Source organism: Pseudomonas kairouanensis, assembly GCF_004682055.1.
In the GTDB taxonomy this organism is placed as follows: domain Bacteria; phylum Pseudomonadota; class Gammaproteobacteria; order Pseudomonadales; family Pseudomonadaceae; genus Aquipseudomonas; species Aquipseudomonas kairouanensis.
Window position 1 is genome coordinate 154,190 of record NZ_QUZU01000004.1, and the last position, 18,117, is coordinate 172,306.

The 18,117-nt window shown below is 60.7% G+C and carries 12 protein-coding genes; 8 read left to right on the forward strand and 4 right to left on the reverse strand.

Annotated elements, in window-relative coordinates; genetic code table 11:
* Positions 1-3 precede the first annotated feature (3 nt).
* From DYL59_RS05600 to DYL59_RS05615, 4 genes are all read right to left on the reverse strand, one after another.
* Entirely contained in the window at positions 4-2,259 is a 2,256-nt protein-coding gene (locus DYL59_RS05600) for an Orn/Lys/Arg family decarboxylase (RefSeq protein ID WP_135288287.1), read from the reverse strand.
* Between the two features lie 204 nt (positions 2,260-2,463).
* The gene (gene dnaQ / locus DYL59_RS05605) at positions 2,464-3,204 is read right to left on the reverse strand and encodes a DNA polymerase III subunit epsilon (protein ID WP_167496658.1); all 741 of its coding nucleotides are present in this window, start codon (positions 3,202-3,204) and stop codon (positions 2,464-2,466) included.
* Positions 3,205-3,274: 70 nt separating this feature from the next.
* Positions 3,275-3,727 (reverse strand): ribonuclease HI, encoded by a 453-nt coding sequence (gene rnhA / locus DYL59_RS05610; protein ID WP_135288289.1) that lies wholly within the window; start codon positions 3,725-3,727, stop codon positions 3,275-3,277.
* Between the two features lie 32 nt (positions 3,728-3,759).
* Positions 3,760-4,518 (reverse strand): methyltransferase domain-containing protein, encoded by a 759-nt coding sequence (locus DYL59_RS05615; RefSeq protein WP_135288290.1) that lies wholly within the window; start codon positions 4,516-4,518, stop codon positions 3,760-3,762.
* 65 nt (positions 4,519-4,583) lie between these two features.
* On the opposite strand from DYL59_RS05615, the gene gloB reads away from it, so the two are divergent.
* The 8 genes from gloB (at position 4,584) to DYL59_RS05655 (ending at position 18,073) form a co-directional block, all read left to right on the forward strand.
* Positions 4,584-5,351, forward strand: coding sequence for a hydroxyacylglutathione hydrolase (gloB, locus tag DYL59_RS05620; protein ID WP_135288291.1), 768 nt, complete (start codon positions 4,584-4,586; stop codon positions 5,349-5,351).
* A 98-nt stretch (positions 5,352-5,449) separates the two neighbouring features.
* Complete coding sequence (locus DYL59_RS05625) at positions 5,450-6,856, forward strand: lytic transglycosylase domain-containing protein (protein ID WP_135288292.1); 1,407 nt, start codon at positions 5,450-5,452, stop codon at positions 6,854-6,856.
* 211 nt (positions 6,857-7,067) lie between these two features.
* A complete protein-coding gene (locus DYL59_RS05630; protein ID WP_135288293.1) occupies positions 7,068-8,897 on the forward strand; it encodes an extracellular solute-binding protein in 1,830 nt (609 codons plus the stop codon).
* Complete coding sequence (locus DYL59_RS05635) at positions 8,894-10,726, forward strand: extracellular solute-binding protein (protein WP_135288294.1); 1,833 nt, start codon at positions 8,894-8,896, stop codon at positions 10,724-10,726. The genes DYL59_RS05630 and DYL59_RS05635 overlap by 4 nt, the downstream gene beginning before the upstream one ends.
* Positions 10,727-11,803 (forward strand): microcin C ABC transporter permease YejB, encoded by a 1,077-nt coding sequence (locus DYL59_RS05640; RefSeq protein WP_135288295.1) that lies wholly within the window; start codon positions 10,727-10,729, stop codon positions 11,801-11,803.
* Position 11,804: 1 nt separating this feature from the next.
* A complete protein-coding gene (locus DYL59_RS05645; protein ID WP_135288296.1) occupies positions 11,805-12,824 on the forward strand; it encodes an ABC transporter permease in 1,020 nt (339 codons plus the stop codon).
* 1 nt (position 12,825) lies between these two features.
* Positions 12,826-14,427 (forward strand): ABC transporter ATP-binding protein, encoded by a 1,602-nt coding sequence (locus DYL59_RS05650; protein WP_135288297.1) that lies wholly within the window; start codon positions 12,826-12,828, stop codon positions 14,425-14,427.
* A 214-nt stretch (positions 14,428-14,641) separates the two neighbouring features.
* Positions 14,642-18,073, forward strand: coding sequence for a hypothetical protein (locus tag DYL59_RS05655; protein WP_135288298.1), 3,432 nt, complete (start codon positions 14,642-14,644; stop codon positions 18,071-18,073).
* The last annotated feature ends 44 nt before the right edge of the window (positions 18,074-18,117 follow it).

Genomic DNA, 18,117 nt, shown 5'->3' on the forward strand with positions numbered 1-18,117 from the left:
TCCCTAACTTTTGATGCAATCGACGGTGTAACAACGACCACTGCCGTCGTCTTCGTGTTGCAGCCCATGAACATCAGCCACAAAACCTGGGAAACTGCTGTCGAACGTGCGAGCGAACGCCAGGTAATCAATGATCGAGCGCGTCGACTCGGTAAAGCGCTCGCCCGGCATGATCAACGGAATGCCTGGCGGATACGGCACCAGCATCACGGCTGCGATGCGCCCTGGCAAGGCATCGATGGAGACGGCCTCCACCTCCCCCCTGACCAACTGATCGTAGGCGTCGGCTGGCTTCATGGCAATTTCCGGCAAGACCGTGTACATGCGCTTGAGGTGTTTGGCCGTGGCATTACTGCGATAACAGCTGTGCAGCTGGTTGCACAGGTCGCGCAAACCCAAGCCTTGATATCGCACCGCCCCCTGGGCAAACACCGACGGCAAACAACTGGCCAGGCTGACATTCGCATCGTAACTGCGCTTGAACTCCAGCAACTCGGTAAGCAAGGTACTCCATTTCCCCTTGGTGATGCCCATGGAAAACAAGACGAGGAAGGAATACAACCCGGTCTTTTCCACCACCAGCCCACGCTCCCAGAGGAATTTACTGACGACCGCGGCCGGAATTCCGCAATCGCTCAGGGCGCCACCGGCATTGAGGCCAGGCATTACCAGGGTCACTTTGATCGGGTCGAGCAACACATAGTCTTCGGCCACGTCGCCGAAGCCATGCCAGTCATCTTGCGGGTGCAACAGCCAATCTGCGGTGACGACACGATCGATGCCCGCCACCGACGGCGGCTGCCAGATGGAGAACCACCAGTCCTCAGCGGCGATGTGCTGCCGCAGATTGGCCAGGGCGCGACGAAAACTCAGGGCTTCGTCGAACATTTCCTGCAGCAGTGAGCGCCCGGCCGGGCCTTCCATCATGGCCGAGGCCACGTCCAGTGAGGCGATGATGCTGTATTGCGGCGAGGTGGAGATATGCATCATGAACGCTTCGTTGAAACGATCACGGTCCAGTTGGCGCGCGCCGCCGTCCTGCACATGGATCATCGACGCCTGGCTGAACGCCGCGAGCAATTTATGGGTGGAATGGGTGGTGAACACCAGTGGGCTGTCTGGCGTACGCGAGGTGCCCATGCCGTAGCGTCCAGCGAAGAACTCGTGAAACGCCGCGTAGGCATACCAGGCCTCGTCAAAGTGCAACACTTCGACACTGCTGCCCATTTGCTGCTTGATCAGCTCGGCGTTGTAGCACAGGCCGTCGTAGGTGGAATTGGTGACGACCGCCAGCTTCACTTTCAGCGCACGGCCTCGGGTCAGGGGGCTGGCGTCGATCTTGGCGCGGATGGACTCGGGGCTGAATTCACTCAAGGGAATAGGGCCGATGATCCCCAGTTCGTTGCGCTCCGGGCACAGGTACAAAGGGATTGCGCCGGTCATGATGATCGAGTGCAGCACCGACTTGTGGCAGTTGCGGTCAACCAGTACCAGGTCATCACGACCGACCATGGAGTGCCACACGATCTTGTTGGCGGTGGAGGTGCCGTTGATCACAAAGAAGGTGTGGTCGGCACCAAAGTTACGCGCGGCGCGGGCTTCGGCTTCAGCCAAGGGGCCAGTGTGGTCGAGCAGTGAACCCAGCTCAGGCACCGATACCGACAAGTCCGAACGCAGGGTGTTTTCGCCGAAGAACTGGTGAAACGCCTGCCCTACCGGGCTCTTGCGATAGGCCACGCCACCGCCATGGCCAGGGGTGTGCCATGAATAGTTGGAGTCGGCGGTGTGTTGCACCAAGGCCTTGAAGAAGGGTGGCAGCAGGCCATCCAAGTAGGTTCGCGCCGCGCGGGCGACTTGCCGGGCGAGAAAGGGCACGGTGTCTTCGAACAGATAAAGAATGCCGCGCAGTTGGTTGAGTTCGCTCATGGCATCGGCCGGCGCGTTCTCCAGTGTGACTTGCTCGCCCAGGGCAAAGATCGGCAGGTTGGGCGCCCGCAGCCGCGCCAGCCGGATCAGTTCGACCATGTTTTGCAGCAGATGGGTATTTTCGCCTGCGCCTTCAGCGGCAATCAGCATGCACGCCAAGCCGTGATGGGTGGAGGCCACCAGCCGACCTTCGGCATAGTCCACAGCGGAAACGATACTGAACCCCTCTTGTTCCAGCTCCCGGGCGATGCCTCGGACCCGGTCGCCCGCAACGGTGTGGGCCTTGATGTCGCGGTGCACGATAAGGACAGGGAACTTCAGGTCTTTGTACATGGGGGCGTTCAGTCCTCGGGGCTATGCACTCAAGGGTAGAAGCTGGGAGCGGATGTGGCGAATGAAGATGTAACAGGCCAGGAGGATCAAAAATGTGGGAGCGGGCTTGCCCCCGATGAGGGTGTGTCAGTTGACAGATTTGTACCTGACACACTGCTATCGGGGGCAAGCCCCCTCCTACCTGTAGATTTCATTCAACCAGAGTTATTGCTGGGTCAGTTGAGTCCACAACGCCGGCGCACCCGCCGACTTGGCAATGGCTTCCAACCGCGCCGCGTGCTCGGCCATATCCTGCTCGCTGGCGCGGATGATGACGCTCGGCTTGCGATCCGCCGGCAGACGGCGAATTTCCGAAGGGCGGTTGCCCGAGCCTTCTGCCGAGCCGCTGCCATCGGAGGCGTTACCGGCCAACGACAGGCTGGTCTGGCCGCCGGTCATGGTCAGGTAAACGTCAGCCAGAATCTCGGAGTCGAGCAAGGCGCCGTGGAGTTCACGGCCGGAGTTGTCGACACCATATCGCTTGCACAAGGCATCGAGGCTGTTGCGCTGGCCGGGGTGACGTTCACGGGCCATCATCAAGGTGTCGAGGATCGAGCAGTGCTGGGAAATGTCCGCGCGCTCGGTCTGCCCCATCAAGGCGAATTCGTTGTTGATAAAGCCAACGTCGAACGCTGCGTTGTGAATGATCAACTGGGCGCCGTTGATGAACTCAAAAAACTCATCGGCCACTTCGGCAAAGCGCGGTTTGCCCTTGAGGAATTCGTCGGTGATGCCGTGGACGCCAATCGCGCCTTCATCACTGTCACGGTCCGGTTGCAGGTAAACGTGGAAGTGGCGCCCGGTGAGGCGCCGCCCCATCAGTTCCACACAGCCGATTTCAATGATCCGGTGGCCATCGGTCACCGGCATGCCGGTGGTTTCGGTATCGAGTACAACAGATCGAATGGCCATCAGGGTTCAGCTCTCAACGGTATGGTGTGTTTCAAGAGGCGCGATGTTAACACGTGAGCCGGTATCAGCTCTGCTTGTAGCCTCGCACTTCATCCACACCCCGGTTGGCCAGTTGGTCGGCGCGCTCGTTGCCTGGATGCCCGATGTGGCCGCGCACCCATTTCCAGGTGATGTCATGGCGATTGCATTGCTCGTCAAGCAGCTGCCACAGGTCGGCATTTTTTACCGGTTCCTTGGCGGCGGTCTTCCAGCCGCGCTTCTTCCAGTTGACCATCCACTCGTTGATGCCCTTCATCACGTATTGCGAGTCGGTCACCAGCAGCACGTCGCAGCGACGCTTGAGTTCTTCGAGCCCACGGATGGCGCCCATCAGCTCCATGCGGTTGTTGGTGGTGTTGGGTTCGCCGCCCCACAGCTCCTTCTCGACGCCCTTGCACACCAGCAAGGCGCCCCAACCGCCAGGGCCTGGGTTGCCCTTGCAGGCGCCATCGGTGAAGAGTTCTACGGTATCGGTCATCGGTTGCTCAATCTGAAATCTAAAAGGAGGCTTTACGGTTCACGCTGCTCGCGGTTGACCTTGGCCATGGGCATCGGCACCAGCTTGCCCATGGGCTCGCGCCGCACCTGCTGCACGGGGCGCAGCCCGACCACGATCTTGCGCGCCACCAATAAATAGAAGCCACCCCCCGACAGTTGCCAGGCGCCTGCACGACGTTCCCAGCCCGCCAGACGGGCTTGCCACTTGGTGGAGGCAAGCGGCGGACGATAGCACCCGAAGCGGCGTTTCTCCAGCGCGAAGCCCAGCAGGTTCAACCAGTCACCCACCCGTGAAGGCGCAATACAACGCGCCTGGCGCAGCGCGTCGTGGGCGAACACGTGGCGCAGGCCCCAGCTGCTCCAGGGGTTGATGCCGATAATCAGCAAATGGCCACCAGGGCGCACGCTGCTCGCCGCTTCCCGCAACAGGCCGTGGGGCGACAGGCAGAAATCCAGGCCATGCTGCAACACCACCACATCGGCGGCGTGCTCGCTCAACGGCCAGGCCTGTTCTTCACAGACAATTTCCACACCCGGCAACGGCGCCCCCAGGCGCACGTTGCGTTGCACCTGCGGCGCAGCCGGTGGCGTTTGGGCCGACGGCCCGTAATGCACCAGGTAGCCACCAAAGAACCGCCCAAGCTCGTCTTCGAGCATGCGCCGCTCTTCGTCCAGCAAAAATTGCCCGACCGGCCCGGACAGCCATTCACGGGCCGAGCTGATCAGGGCCAGCCACTCAGGATCGGCCTGGGCGAACGCTTTATCAGTCATTGCATTCTCCAACTCGCCTAGACGTTCTAAGATGCACCAATGTGTTCAGCTTGGCGAATCGAAGAATGATACAGATCAGTGCCCTGCCCGCCTTCACCGATAACTACATCTGGTTGTTACAGGACCCGTCGACCCACCGCTGCGCCGTGATCGACCCTGGCGACGCCGCCCCCGTGCTGGCCTGGCTCAAACAGAACCCCCAGTGGACCCTCAGCGACATCCTGATCACCCACCATCACCATGATCATGTCGGCGGTGTGGAGCAACTCAAAGGTGTCACGGATGCCAAGGTCTACGGCCCGGCCAACGAAAACATCCCGGCACGGGACGTAGCGTTGAACGATAACGACCGCATCACAGTGCTCGGTTGGGACTTCGACATTTATACCGTACCCGGCCATACCCTGGGCCATATCGCCTTTTATCACCAGGGCGTGCTGTTCTGTGGCGACACCCTCTTCGCCGCCGGTTGCGGGCGCCTGTTCGAAGGCACCCCGCAGCAGATGCACACCTCGCTTGAGCGCCTGGCAGCCCTGCCCGCCGACACCCTGGTGTACTGCACCCACGAATACACACAAAGTAACCTCAAGTTCGCCCAGGCGGTGGAACCGGACAACACCGATATCGCCGAACGGGTGGAAAGTGTCCGCCAACTGCGGGCCCGCGGCGAGATCACGCTGCCTTCCAACCTGGCCCTGGAAAAACGCACCAACCCATTTTTGCGCACCACTGAAACATCCGTTAAACAAAAAGCGGACGAACGGAATGGCCGGGACAACCGCTCTGGGGCCGAGGTGTTTGCTAGCTTGAGGGCTTGGAAGGATAAGTTCTAAGCACACGCATTCTGATACGGATTTTCTGAATGGTTGACCGGAACCAAAGTGCTTTCTAGAATCGCCCGACATTTTTGCCCGGAACTTACTTCCAGCCAATGTCGTCATCTATTCGTAAATCCAACCATTCAGACGCATTGACCCGCCTGGCTCAAGCCGTGGCGGTGGCTGTGTCCGCAACTCTGGCGGGCTGCCAATCGACAAATTTCGCTGCACAATCCACCGTGCAACCCAAACCCAATCTTGTTACCAAGATCAAGCAAAAACCTATCTGGCTCTCAGAGAAGCCTACCCCCGAAGTGCCCCAGGATGTTTGGGAACGCATGCGTCGGGGCTTTCAATTGCAGGATGGCGTGGGCGTCAACCCACGTATCGAACAACAGCGCCTGTGGTTCGCCAGTAACCCATCCTTCCTGGAGAACGCCGGAGAACGCGGCAGCCTCTATATTCATTACATCGTCGAGCGCCTTGAAGAACGCAACATGCCCCTGGAGCTGGCGCTGCTGCCAGTGATTGAAAGTGCCTACAACCCCATGGCCTATTCCCGTAGCGATGCGGTCGGCCTGTGGCAGTTCATCCCCTCCACCGGGCGTTACTTCAACCTGCGCCAGACCCGCGCCTACGACGGCCGCCGCGATATCACCGCTTCCACTACTGCCGCCCTGGACTATCTGACCCGTCTGCACGATATGTTCAACGGCGACTGGCTGCTGGCGCTCGCTGCCTATAACGCCGGTGAAGGCACCGTCAGCCGGGCCATCGAGCGCAACGAAAAACTCGGTTTGCCCACCGACTACTGGAACCTGCCGCTGCCCCAGGAAACCAAGGACTATGTGCCCAAGTTCCTGGCGCTGTCCCAGGTGGTGTTGGCCCCGGAGGCCTACGGTGTCAACCTGAACCCGATTGCCAACACGCCGTACTTCGAAGTGGTTGAAGTCAAGCAAAGCATGGACCTGTCACGGGTTGCCGCGCTGGCTGAGATCGACGAAGACGAACTGTTCCAGCTCAACCCGGCCCTGAAACAACGCACCACCCTGGACGGGCCCCAGCATCTGCTGGTGCCTAGTTCCAAGGCACAATTGCTCACCAGCACCCTCTCGACCATGAAGCCGGAAGAGTTGTTGGCCATGCGCCCGAAAAAGCAGGTGTTCGACGAAGTCGAGACTGCTCGCGTTGCCGGGCGTTCCCGCAGCTACAAGGTACGCAGCGGCGACAACCTCACGCTGATCGCCAAGGCTAACAAGGTCGACGTGCACGACCTGCAGCGTTGGAACAAACTCAACGGCCAGTCACTCAAGGTCGGCCAGACCCTGGTGATGCAAGACACCCGCCGCGCGGTGGCCAGCAGCAAAAAGCCAACGCAATACAAGGTCAAGAAAGGCGATTCGCTGTACATCGTCGCCAAGCGTTTCAACGTTGAGATGCAACATCTCAAGCGTTGGAACCCACGCACTGGCCAGGCGTTGAAGCCGGGGCAGATGCTGGTGGTTTCCGGGCCGCGCTAAGACCTGAAGCACAATGAGGAGCGAATGTGGGAGGGGGCTTGCTCCCGATAGCGGAGTGTCAGTCACCAAATTCATTGGCTGACACACTGCTATCGGGAGCAAGCCCCCTCCCACATTGGTTCTCCAGTGATTCCAGCAACCTTTTTCCAACCGGAACAAGCTGTTACTGTACCGATCATAAAGCCCAAGCCGCCTGGATCGGATCTCTGACTTGAAGCGTCCCCTCCTTCTACTAATAAGTCTGGCCTTGAGCTTTGCTGCGAACGCGACGATTACCGAGAGCCACGGTTACGCGCAGTTCGGCACGCTCAAATACCCAGCCAAATTCACCCACTTCGATTGGGTAAACCCTGCGGCGCCGAAAGGCGGGACCTTGCGGGTCATGGCATTTGGCACCTTCGATACGCTCAACCCCTACACGTTCAAGGGCTCAAGCCCGGTTTCCACGCCCAATTTCCTGCAGTACGGCGTCAATGAGCTCAATGAGCCCTTGATGGTCGGTACCGGCCAGTACGCGCCGTCCGGCGATGAACCGACGTCCAGCTATGGGCTGATTGCCCAGTCGGTGGAATACAGCGAGGACCGCAGTTGGGTGGTATTCAACCTGCGGCCCGAAGCGCGCTTTCATGATGGCAAGCCGATCACGGCCTATGACGTGGCGTTTTCCTATCGCACCCTGCTGACCGAAGGCCACCCGCAGTACCGCACCAACCTTCAGGAGGTGGCGCGGGTCGACATCCTCAACCGGCATCGCATCCGCTTTGTGTTCAAGCGTGCCGGCAACCCGCTGCTGATCCTGCGCCTGGGCGAGTTGCCGGTGCTGCCCCAGCATTACTGGAAGAACCGCGACTTCAAGGCCACCACCTTCGAACCACCGCTGGGCAGCGGACCGTATCGCATCAGCAAGGTCACCCCTGGCCGGCAACTGGTGTTTGAACGGGTAAAGGACTACTGGGGCAAGGACCTGCCGGTCAATCGGGGGTTCTATAACTACGACAACGTCGAAGTGGAGTTCTACCGCGACAGCGACGTGGCCTTCGAAGCCTTCAAAGCGGGCGAGTTCGATATCTACATTGAGCACCAGGCCAAGAACTGGGCCACGGGCTATGACTTTCCGGCAGTCAACCGTGGCGACGTGATCAAGGCGCAGATCGCCCACCAGATCCCCACCCAGAGCCAGGGCCTGTTCATGAACACCCGGCGGCCTAGCTTCAGCCAGGCCAAAGTGCGCGAGGCCCTGGGGTTGATGTTCGACTTTGAATGGACCAACCGCACCCTGTTCAGCAGCGCCTACAAGCGCACGTTGAGCTACTACCCCAACAGCGAGTTCGCGGCAACCGGCGTGCCGGTGGGCCACGAATGGCTGATGCTCTCGCCCTACCGTGATCAGTTGCCCATCAACCTGTTTACGCAACCGTTCAGCCTGCCCCAGACCGATGGGCGCGGCATCCCCCGCGACACGCTGCGCCGCGCCCTGGCCCTGCTGGGCGAGGCCGGCTGGAAGCTGTCGGGGCAACGCCTGCTCAACAGTGACGGGCAGCCGCTGCGCTTCGAGATCCTGCTGGTCAACCCGAACCTGGAGCGCATCCTGCAGCCCTATGTGGAGAACCTGATCAGTATCGGCATCGACGCGCGCCTGCGCACCGTCGACCGCGCTCAATACAAGCAGCGCCTGGATCAATTCGACTTCGACATGATCCTGATCACCCTCAACCAAACCTTGAGCCCAGGCCTTGAGCAGTGGCAGTACTTCCACTCCAGCCAAGCGTCGATCAAGGGCAGCAAAAACTTCGCAGGCATCAACAACCCGATTGTCGATCACCTGCTGGAAAAACTGCTGGCCGCTCAGACTCGCGAAGAGCAACTGGCCGCCGGCCGCGCCCTGGACCGGGTGTTGCTGTGGCAGCACTACAGCATTCCCAACTGGTACCTCAACTATCATCGCCTGGCCTACCGCAACCGGTTCGCCTTTGTCACCACGCCGCCCTACAGCCTGGGCCTGAGCGCATGGTGGCTGAAAGCTTCGGAGAACGCCCAATGATGTCATTGCGTACTGCCCTGCTCGGCAGCCTGCTGCTGTGCACCGTGGCCCAAGCCGCCCCGCAACATGCGTTGACGCTTTACAACGAACCGCCCAAATACCCCGCCAACTTCAAGCACTTCGACTACGTGAACCCGGACGCGCCCAAGGGCGGCACCTTTCGCGAGTCGTCCATGGGTGGCTTCGACAGCCTCAACCCCTACATCAGCAAGGGCGTACCGGCCGATAACCTGGGCCTGATCTACGACACCCTGGCCATGCAAAGCCTGGACGAGCCCATCACTGAATACGGCCTGGTGGCCGGCAAGATCGAGAAGGCCCCGGACAACAGCTGGGTACGCTTCTACCTGCGCCCCGAGGCGCGCTTCCATGACGGCCATCCGATCCGCGCTGAAGACGTGGTGTTCACCTTCCAGACCCTGCTCAAGGAAGGCTCGCCCATCTACCGTACCTACTACGCCGATGTGGACGACGTGGTCGCCGAAGACCCGCTGCGGGTGCTGTTCAAGTTCAAGCGCACCAACAACCGTGAGTTGCCACTGATCCTCGGACAGTTGCCGGTTTTGCCCAAGCACTGGTGGGCCACCCGCGATTTTGCCAAGGGCAACCTCGAAGTGCCGCTGGGCAGCGGGCCTTACAAGGTGGCCGAGGTCAAGGCCGGGCGCATGATCCGCTACGAGCGGGTCAAGGACTACTGGGCCAAGGACCTGCCGATCACCAAAGGTTTCTACAACTTCGATACCCGCATCACAGACTATTACCGCGACAGCACCGTTTCCCTTGAAGCCTTGAAGGCCGGGCAGTTCGACTACTGGCTGGAGTTCAGCGCCAAGAACTGGGCCAATGCCTATAACATCCCGGCCGTCGCCGACGGCCGCTTGATCAAGGAAGAAATCCCCAACGGCAACCCCACCGGGATGCAGGGGTTTGTGTTCAACATGCGCAAACCGATGTTCCAGGATGTGCGAGTACGCAAAGCCATCAGCCTGTTGCTGGATTTCGAGTGGAGCAACAAGCAGTTGTTCAACGGTGCCTATACCCGCACCCGCAGTTATTTCGAAAACTCGGAGATGGCGGCCACCGGCCTGCCCGGCCCGGATGAGTTGGCGATCCTTGAACCGCTGCGCGACAAGATCCCGCCCGAAGTCTTTACCCAGGCCTTCGAGCCTGCCAAAACCGACGGCAGCGGCATGATCCGCACTCAGCAACGCGAAGCCTACCAACTGTTGCAGGAAGCCGGCTGGCGCATCGTCGATGACAAGATGGTGGACACCACCGGCAAGCCGGTGACCATCGAGTTCCTGCTGGCCCAGACCGAGTTCGAGCGCATCCTGCTGCCCTTCAAGCGCAACCTGTCCGACCTGGGCGTTGACCTGGTGATTCGGCGAGTGGACGTGTCGCAGTTCGTCAACCGTATCCGCTCGCGGGATTTCGACATGCTGGTGGGCAGCTTCCCCCAATCGACCTCGCCGGGTAACGAACAACGGGAGTTCTGGAAGTCCTCCAGCGCCGACAAGCCGGGCAGCCGCAACTACATGGGCCTCAAGGATCCGGCCATCGACCAGTTGGTGGAAGAGCTGATCGACGCCGACTCGCGCAAAAGCCTGGTGGCCCACGCCAAGGCCCTGGATCGCGTGTTGCAGTTCGGCTACTACGTGATCCCCAACTGGCATATCAAGACCTTCCGCGTGGCCTACTGGAACCATCTGGGCCACCCCAACGTCCCACCGCGCTACGACGTCGGCACTGCCACCTGGTGGGCCAAACCCGATGTGAAACCTGTCATCACCCTGGACACGAGCGCCGATCCGGCGAGCGGAGGCGATTAAATGCTGGCCTATATCTTTCGCCGCCTGTTGCTGATCATCCCCACGCTGTTCGGGATTCTGTTGATCAACTTCGTCATCATCCAGGCCGCCCCCGGCGGCCCGGTTGAGCAAATGATCGCCAAGCTGGAAGGCTTTGAAGGCGCCACCAGCCGCATTGCCGGCGGTGGTGCCGAAGTGTCGGTGGCCGGTTCCAGCAGCTACCGGGGCGCCCAGGGCCTGGACCCGGCGCTGATCAAGGAAATCGAGAAAATGTACGGCTTCGACAAGTCGGCGCCGGAACGCTTGTGGATCATGGTCAAGAACTACGCCCGGCTGGACTTTGGCGACAGCTTCTTCCGCGACGCCAAGGTCATCGACCTGATCAAGGAAAAGATGCCGGTGTCCATATCCCTCGGGTTATGGAGCACGCTGATCATGTACCTGGTGTCGATCCCCCTGGGGATCGCCAAGGCCACGCGCCATGGCAGCCACTTTGATGTGTGGACCAGTTCGGCGATTATCGTCGGCTATGCGATCCCGGCGTTCCTGTTCGCGATCCTGCTGATCGTGGTATTTGCCGGCGGCAGTTACTTCGACTGGTTCCCCTTGCGCGGCCTCACCTCCAACAACTTCGACGAACTGAGCTGGGGCGGCAAGATCCTCGACTATTTCTGGCACCTGGCACTGCCCATTACGGCGTTGGTGATCGGCAACTTTGCCACCATGACCCTGCTGACCAAAAACAGCTTTCTCGACGAGATCAACAAACAGTACGTGGTGACCGCCAAAGCCAAAGGCCTGACCAATCACCGGGTGCTCTACGGCCATGTGTTTCGCAACGCGATGCTACTGGTGATCGCCGGTTTCCCCTCAGCCTTCATCGGCATCTTCTTCACCGGTTCCTTGCTGGTGGAAGTGATCTTCTCCCTCGACGGCCTGGGCCTGATGAGCTTTGAAGCGGCAATCAACCGCGATTACCCGGTGGTGTTCGGCACCCTGTTCATCTTCACCCTGTTGGGCCTGGTGGTGAAACTGATCGGCGACCTCACCTACACCCTGGTCGATCCACGTATCGACTTCGCCAGCCGGGAGCATTGAGATGAACCTGTCCCCCCTCAATCGCCGCCGGTTCGAGCGGTTCAAGGCCAACAAGCGCGGCTGGTGGTCACTGTGGCTGTTTTTGATTCTATTTGTGCTGAGCCTGGGCGCCGAACTGATCGCCAACGACAAGCCGCTGGCGGTGCACTACGACGGTGGCTGGTACTTCCCGGCGCTCAAGCGCTACCCGGAGACCACCTTTGGCGGCGAGTTCCCGCTGGAGGCCAACTACAAGAGCCCGTATATCCAGGAATTGCTCAAGGCCAAGGACGCCTGGACCCTGTGGGCGCCGATCCCCTTCAGCTACCAGAGCATCAACTACGACCTCAAGGTCCCGGCTCCGGCGCCCCCTTCCGGCGACAACCTGCTGGGCACCGATGACCAGGGCCGCGACGTGCTGGCACGGGTGATCTATGGCTTTAGGGTATCGGTGCTGTTTGCCCTGACGCTCACGGTACTCAGCTCCATCATCGGCGTGATCGCCGGGGCCCTGCAGGGGTTCTATGGCGGCTGGGTCGATCTGGCCGGGCAGCGCTTCCTGGAGATCTGGTCCGGCTTGCCGGTGCTGTACCTGTTGATCATCCTTGCCAGCTTCGTGCAGCCCAACTTCTGGTGGCTGCTGGGGATCATGCTGTTGTTTTCCTGGATGAGCCTGGTGGACGTGGTGCGCGCCGAGTTCCTGCGCGGACGCAACCTGGAATACGTGCGCGCGGCCCGGGCGCTGGGCATGCAGAACGGCGCGATCATGTTCCGGCATATCCTGCCCAATGCCATGGTTTCGACCATGACCTTCATGCCGTTCATCCTCACCGGCGCCATCGGCACCCTCACCGCGCTGGACTTCCTGGGCTTCGGCCTGCCCGCCGGTTCGCCGTCGCTGGGTGAGTTGGTGGCCCAGGGCAAATCCAACCTGCAAGCGCCGTGGCTGGGCATGAGTGCCTTTGCCGTGCTGGCGATCATGTTGAGTTTGCTGGTGTTTATCGGCGAGTCCGCTCGCGATGCCTTCGACCCGAGGAAATAAGATGAACCAGGACAATCTGATCGAAGTCCGCGACCTCAGTGTCGAGTTCGTCACGGGCGATCACGTACACCGGGTAGTGAACAACGTCAGCTTCGATATCAAACGCGGCGAGACCCTGGCCCTGGTGGGCGAAAGCGGCTCGGGCAAGTCGGTGACGGCGCATTCGATCCTGCGCTTGCTGCCCTACCCGCTGGCACGCCACCCTTGCGGTACCATCGAGTACGCCGGGCAAGACCTGCTGACGCTCAAGGAAAAGTCCCTGCGCCACATTCGCGGCAATCGCATTGCCATGATCTTCCAGGAGCCGATGACCTCGTTGAACCCGCTTCATTCCATCGAGAAGCAGATCAACGAAGTGCTCGGCCTGCACAAGGGCCTCACCGGCAAGGTCGCGACGTTGCGCACCCTGGAGTTGTTGGACCTGGTGGGCATCCCCGAACCGCACAAGCGCCTCAAGGCCCTGCCCCACGAGCTGTCTGGCGGGCAGCGCCAGCGGGTGATGATCGCCATGGCCCTGGCCAACGAACCGGAACTGTTGATCGCCGACGAACCCACCACCGCCCTCGACGTGACGGTGCAGTTGAAAATCCTGGAACTGCTCAAGTCACTGCAGGCGCGCCTGGGCATGGCCCTGCTGTTGATCAGCCATGATCTGAACCTGGTGCGGCGCATTGCCAATCGGGTGTGTGTGATGCAACAGGGCTGCATCGTCGAGCAGGCTGAGTGCGAGACGCTGTTCCAGTCACCCCAGCACCCCTATACCCAAGTGCTGCTGGCCGCCGAGCCCAGCGGTGGGCCCGCCACCAATGTGGTCGGGCCGCCGTTGCTGGAAGTCGATGACCTGAAGGTCTGGTTTCCCATCAAGAAAGGTTTTTTGCGCAACACCGTCGATTACGTCAAGGCGGTGGACGGTATCAACTTCAGCCTGCCCCAAGGGCAAACCCTGGGGATCGTGGGCGAAAGCGGCTCGGGTAAATCCACCCTGGGCCTGGCGATTTTGCGGCTGATCGCCAGCAAGGGCGGCATTCGTTTCGAAGGCCAGCCACTGGACCAACTCAGCCAGCAACAGGTGCGGCCACTGCGCCGGGAAATGCAAGTGGTGTTCCAGGACCCCTTCGGCAGCCTGAGCCCGCGCATGTGCGTCAGCGAGATCGTCGGCGAAGGCCTGCGCATCCACAAAATGGGCACGCCGGCTGAACAGGAAGTGGCGATCATCGCCGCGCTCAAGGAAGTGGGGCTGGACCCGGACTCCCGACATCGCTACCCCCATGAGTTCTCCGGCGGTCAGCGCCAGCGTATCGCTATCGCCCGCGCCTTGGTGCTCAAGCCGCGGCTGATCCTGCTGGACGAACCCACCTCGGCACTGGACCGCACCGTGCAGCGCCAAGTGGTGGAGTTGCTGCGCAGCTTGCAGGCCAAGTACAACCTGACCTACCTGTTTATCAGCCATGACTTGGCGGTGGTGAAGGCGTTGAGTCATCAGCTGATGGTGGTCAAGCAGGGTCAAGTCGTGGAGCAAGGCGACGCCAAGTCGATTTTCGCCGACCCGCAGCATGCCTATACCCGGCAATTGCTGGAAGCTGCGTTCCTCGTGCCGGCCTGACGAAACGCGGTCGAATGTGGGGGCTGGCAGAGCGCGTTCTTCGGCACCGGGTTCTACGGCGAACCGCGCAGCTTGCAATCGGCCACGCGTTGGGGCTTCTGACGCCTTACGGCCGTGGATGAGGCAACCCACGGCAGACTGCGAAGGGCCTGCTGCCCAGGGATCCAGCCCGCAGCCAATCATTGGGGTTTAGCCACCACTGAAGGCCGCCCCCATGGAAGGAACACTCGCGCTTGCGCTGTCCCCTGAAGACTATTCACCCGAAACCCTGGTACTGGACGGCCCGAGCTATTCAGCCAGCGACCTGAGCGAGCGCGAAGACCTGCGTCGCATGGGTGATCGCGAGCTGATCGTCCAGTTGCTGCCGATATTGCAAACCCCGGCAGCGTTGCAGGCAAGCACACCGGTCGTGGTTTCCGAACTGTCCCTGTTGGGCCAATGGGGCGACATGTTCACCAAGGCGATCAACAGTGCACCGTTCCTTGAATGGGCCGACAAACGCCAGTTGGACTTCACCACACTGCACGTGCACAACGGTCAGCTTCGAGGCCGGGCTTATCACCAATCCACCGAACTGCGCTTTACCCTGGCCGACACGTCCGGCTGGTGGAGGGTGGCCAACCCGATCATCTATATCGCCCAATTGATGGACCCAGCCGAGCTAGGCATGCCCTACCTCGGGGACCGCGCCACCAATACTGAACGCATGCTGACGCTGGATCGGGTGCTGGCATTCTATGGCTACCCTATGCCAACCAATCGCTTCCAGGCTCAAGTGATCATCGAGGAGTTGCGCGCCGCCGATGCCTTTCCGTCCATTGATAACGTCGGCCAGAACCGCTCGTTGATCCATGGCGAGCGCCACAGCCAGCAGCGCGACTTCCAACAACTGGCCAATACCCTGGAAACACTGGTGCCCTTCGATGGCCTGGACCTGTTCAGCACCCGGCTGCACCTGGCCTCGGGCTCATTGCTGGCGCGCACCTTGATAGAGGCGGCGCAGTCTCTGAAGGGAGTGGTTGAAGACGGTGTCGAAGGCGTGCAGCCCAATCTGGCGGACTACTTTTTTGATCACGCCAAACAGGTGGTGCGCGTAATGCCCAATCGGCGTAGAGGCGAAATCCAGGTGCGTGACCTGCGCCCCAAGAACCCCAACCTGCGCTGGCACACACTACGGCGCCTGGCCGACAAGCTGGGCACCGACATTTACCCGGACCATAGCCTGAGCATTGCTGCCTGCCTACAGGTCTACGGCATCGAACGGATCACGACTCAAACCGAACTGGCCCCGCTGATTGCTCGGTTGCGGCAATGGACCCTGCCGCCGGCGCCGACGCTGCACGCATCGGCACGCAGTCTCGATGAGCGGTACATTTATAGCCGATTCATCGGGGTGCTCAATGACCGTCACACCCTGCGAGATGCGTTGCTTAGAACCGCAACCAGCGGCGTGCTGAGCGGCCCTCAGGGCCTGGATGGGTTTATCACGGCCGACCCGGAGATTCTGCCGGTCAAATTGTTACCCGGCCGCCAAAAGCTACAGGCGCTGGTGCAGCAGACAGAATTCGTAGCCATCCTGGTACAACAGCGTATCGACCCCAGCAGTCACGTACTGCTGAGTGTCGAAAACGGAATTGGCGCCCGAGACCAGGAGGGTGTGTGGAAGCCGCTGACCCAGTCGGTACTGGCCAACCCCAAGTTGGCATCGATGGCCAGGCAACTGCTAGCCACCGCCAGCGAACTGGGCGGCGAGATACGCACCAACGACGCCATCAGCTTGCGCCAGGCACTGCGGCTCTATGGCATTCCATTGCCCACCACCCTGGACGGTGCGCGGCGCATAGCCCAGCGCTGGACGATTACCGTGCCCCATCCTATGTACGAGAGTAATTATTGGCGCGCGGTTATTCCGGCCAAAGCCACACAGCCCATCGGCTGGACGCTGTCGAAGCAAGAACGGCAACAGGTGCTCGCAACCAGCGCCCTGTTCGTTGCAGGCACCGAACAAACTCTGTTCAACTACCTCAGCGAACCCGTGCTGCAGGGTAAGACGCCAGAAGATATTCGCGCCGAGGCCGACTTGCTGATGAGCCGCCTGATCACCTCGCCCCGCGCCCAGCAATTGGCCAGCCAATTGGCCCAAGCCGTGCAATGGCATGGCAGTGAAGCCAGCGTGAGTGGTGGCCACGCCAGTCGCAGTGCGCTGGTTTGGGCGGCGCTGATCCTGAACTTCGAGCCAGACGTCGACACCCATATTGGCCACCTCAACGGACTGGATCTGACGGCCCCCCACTTTTGGGCTGAATCGAGCACCTTTGTGCGTTCGCAAATAGAGCATAGTTTCAGAGGCCTTGACCCCGGTGCCGCAGCACTGGCAACGCACCTGATGCTGTGCGGCCAGGGGCCCCAGTTGCTGGTGCGCGACATTCCCGACTCGCTGCCGTATTTGTCCACACAGACCTGGGTGCTGTTCCAGCAATACGCCACTTACCTGGAGTTGCGCGTACCTGGGGCCGCGCGCCAGATGAGTCACGATGAAATCCTGTACCTGGCCTATTTACCGCTGCGAGGCAGTTGGCGCCTGTTTCTGGACTCGCCCGAGGCCATCCCGCCGATTCTCGCCTGGGCTGCCGTCAACGGTGTACTGCCGCGCCAGAAAGGCTACACACCGACCCAGACCAACACCGCGATCACGGCGCTCAACGCGCTGCGCACGAGGCAGCGCGCTGCCCAGGCGACCTTTGCCTTGCGTGCCCCCAACCAACGCAGCATTGCCCTCCTTGCGCTTAAGAAGGTGTACCCACACTCAGCAGCCCTGGAAGACCTCGTCTGGTCATTGGCGGTGCAAGACACGAACACTGCCAACAAATACTCGTTCATCGACCTGTATATGGCCAACGAACTGGATGCCACGTCAGTGCGCTGGGTGTCGTCAGATCCGGCCATCAACTACGCGGACATGGCCCGTCACTTCGCTCAGTTGCAACCGTTCAACCAAGCCTTCTACAACGCCTTTGACCTCCAATTGAAGCAGCTGCAGGGCGCCTACATCGAGTACATGCAAAATGCCTTGTCAGGTTTATCGCTGCCACGACGCGAAGCACTGGAGTACGGCACGGTGGAGCTGTTCAGCCTGCGTAGCGGCCCTGGTCGTGTCGGGGAATTTGGCTTGATTGTCTGCGCCCGTTTCTACACAGATCAGCATGTCTACGAATGCTTTCCCAAATACTTGCTGTTTCGGCCAAGACGTGACTTGAACTACGCCACGTTACTGGCCGCCGCCACTTCGCCAAGCCAGACGGTGCCCAACCTTGCCCTGGATTGGCTGGCGTACGCACAGGGTACCGAGCCGGTGAAGCACACGGCTCTGCCACCCCGACCGGGGCTGTACATTCGCAAACTCGATAACCCACTGCCCGAGGTCCAAGCACTGCCGCAGGCCGATGCCGATGGCCATCGCATTCCCCGCAGCTTCGACTCACCGCGGTCCCTGGCACTGGCGACACAGATTATCCAGGATCATTACCTACAGGGCGGCGCACAACTGCGGGCATTGGCGGCTGTCGTACCGACTTTGGAAACCGTCAGCCGCGGCGACGACCCCTGGAGCGATTATTTTCAAAACATGACCCTGGCGGTCAAATGACGCCTTGAACAACCATCGGTTATACAGGAACCTAGGGCCCGCAA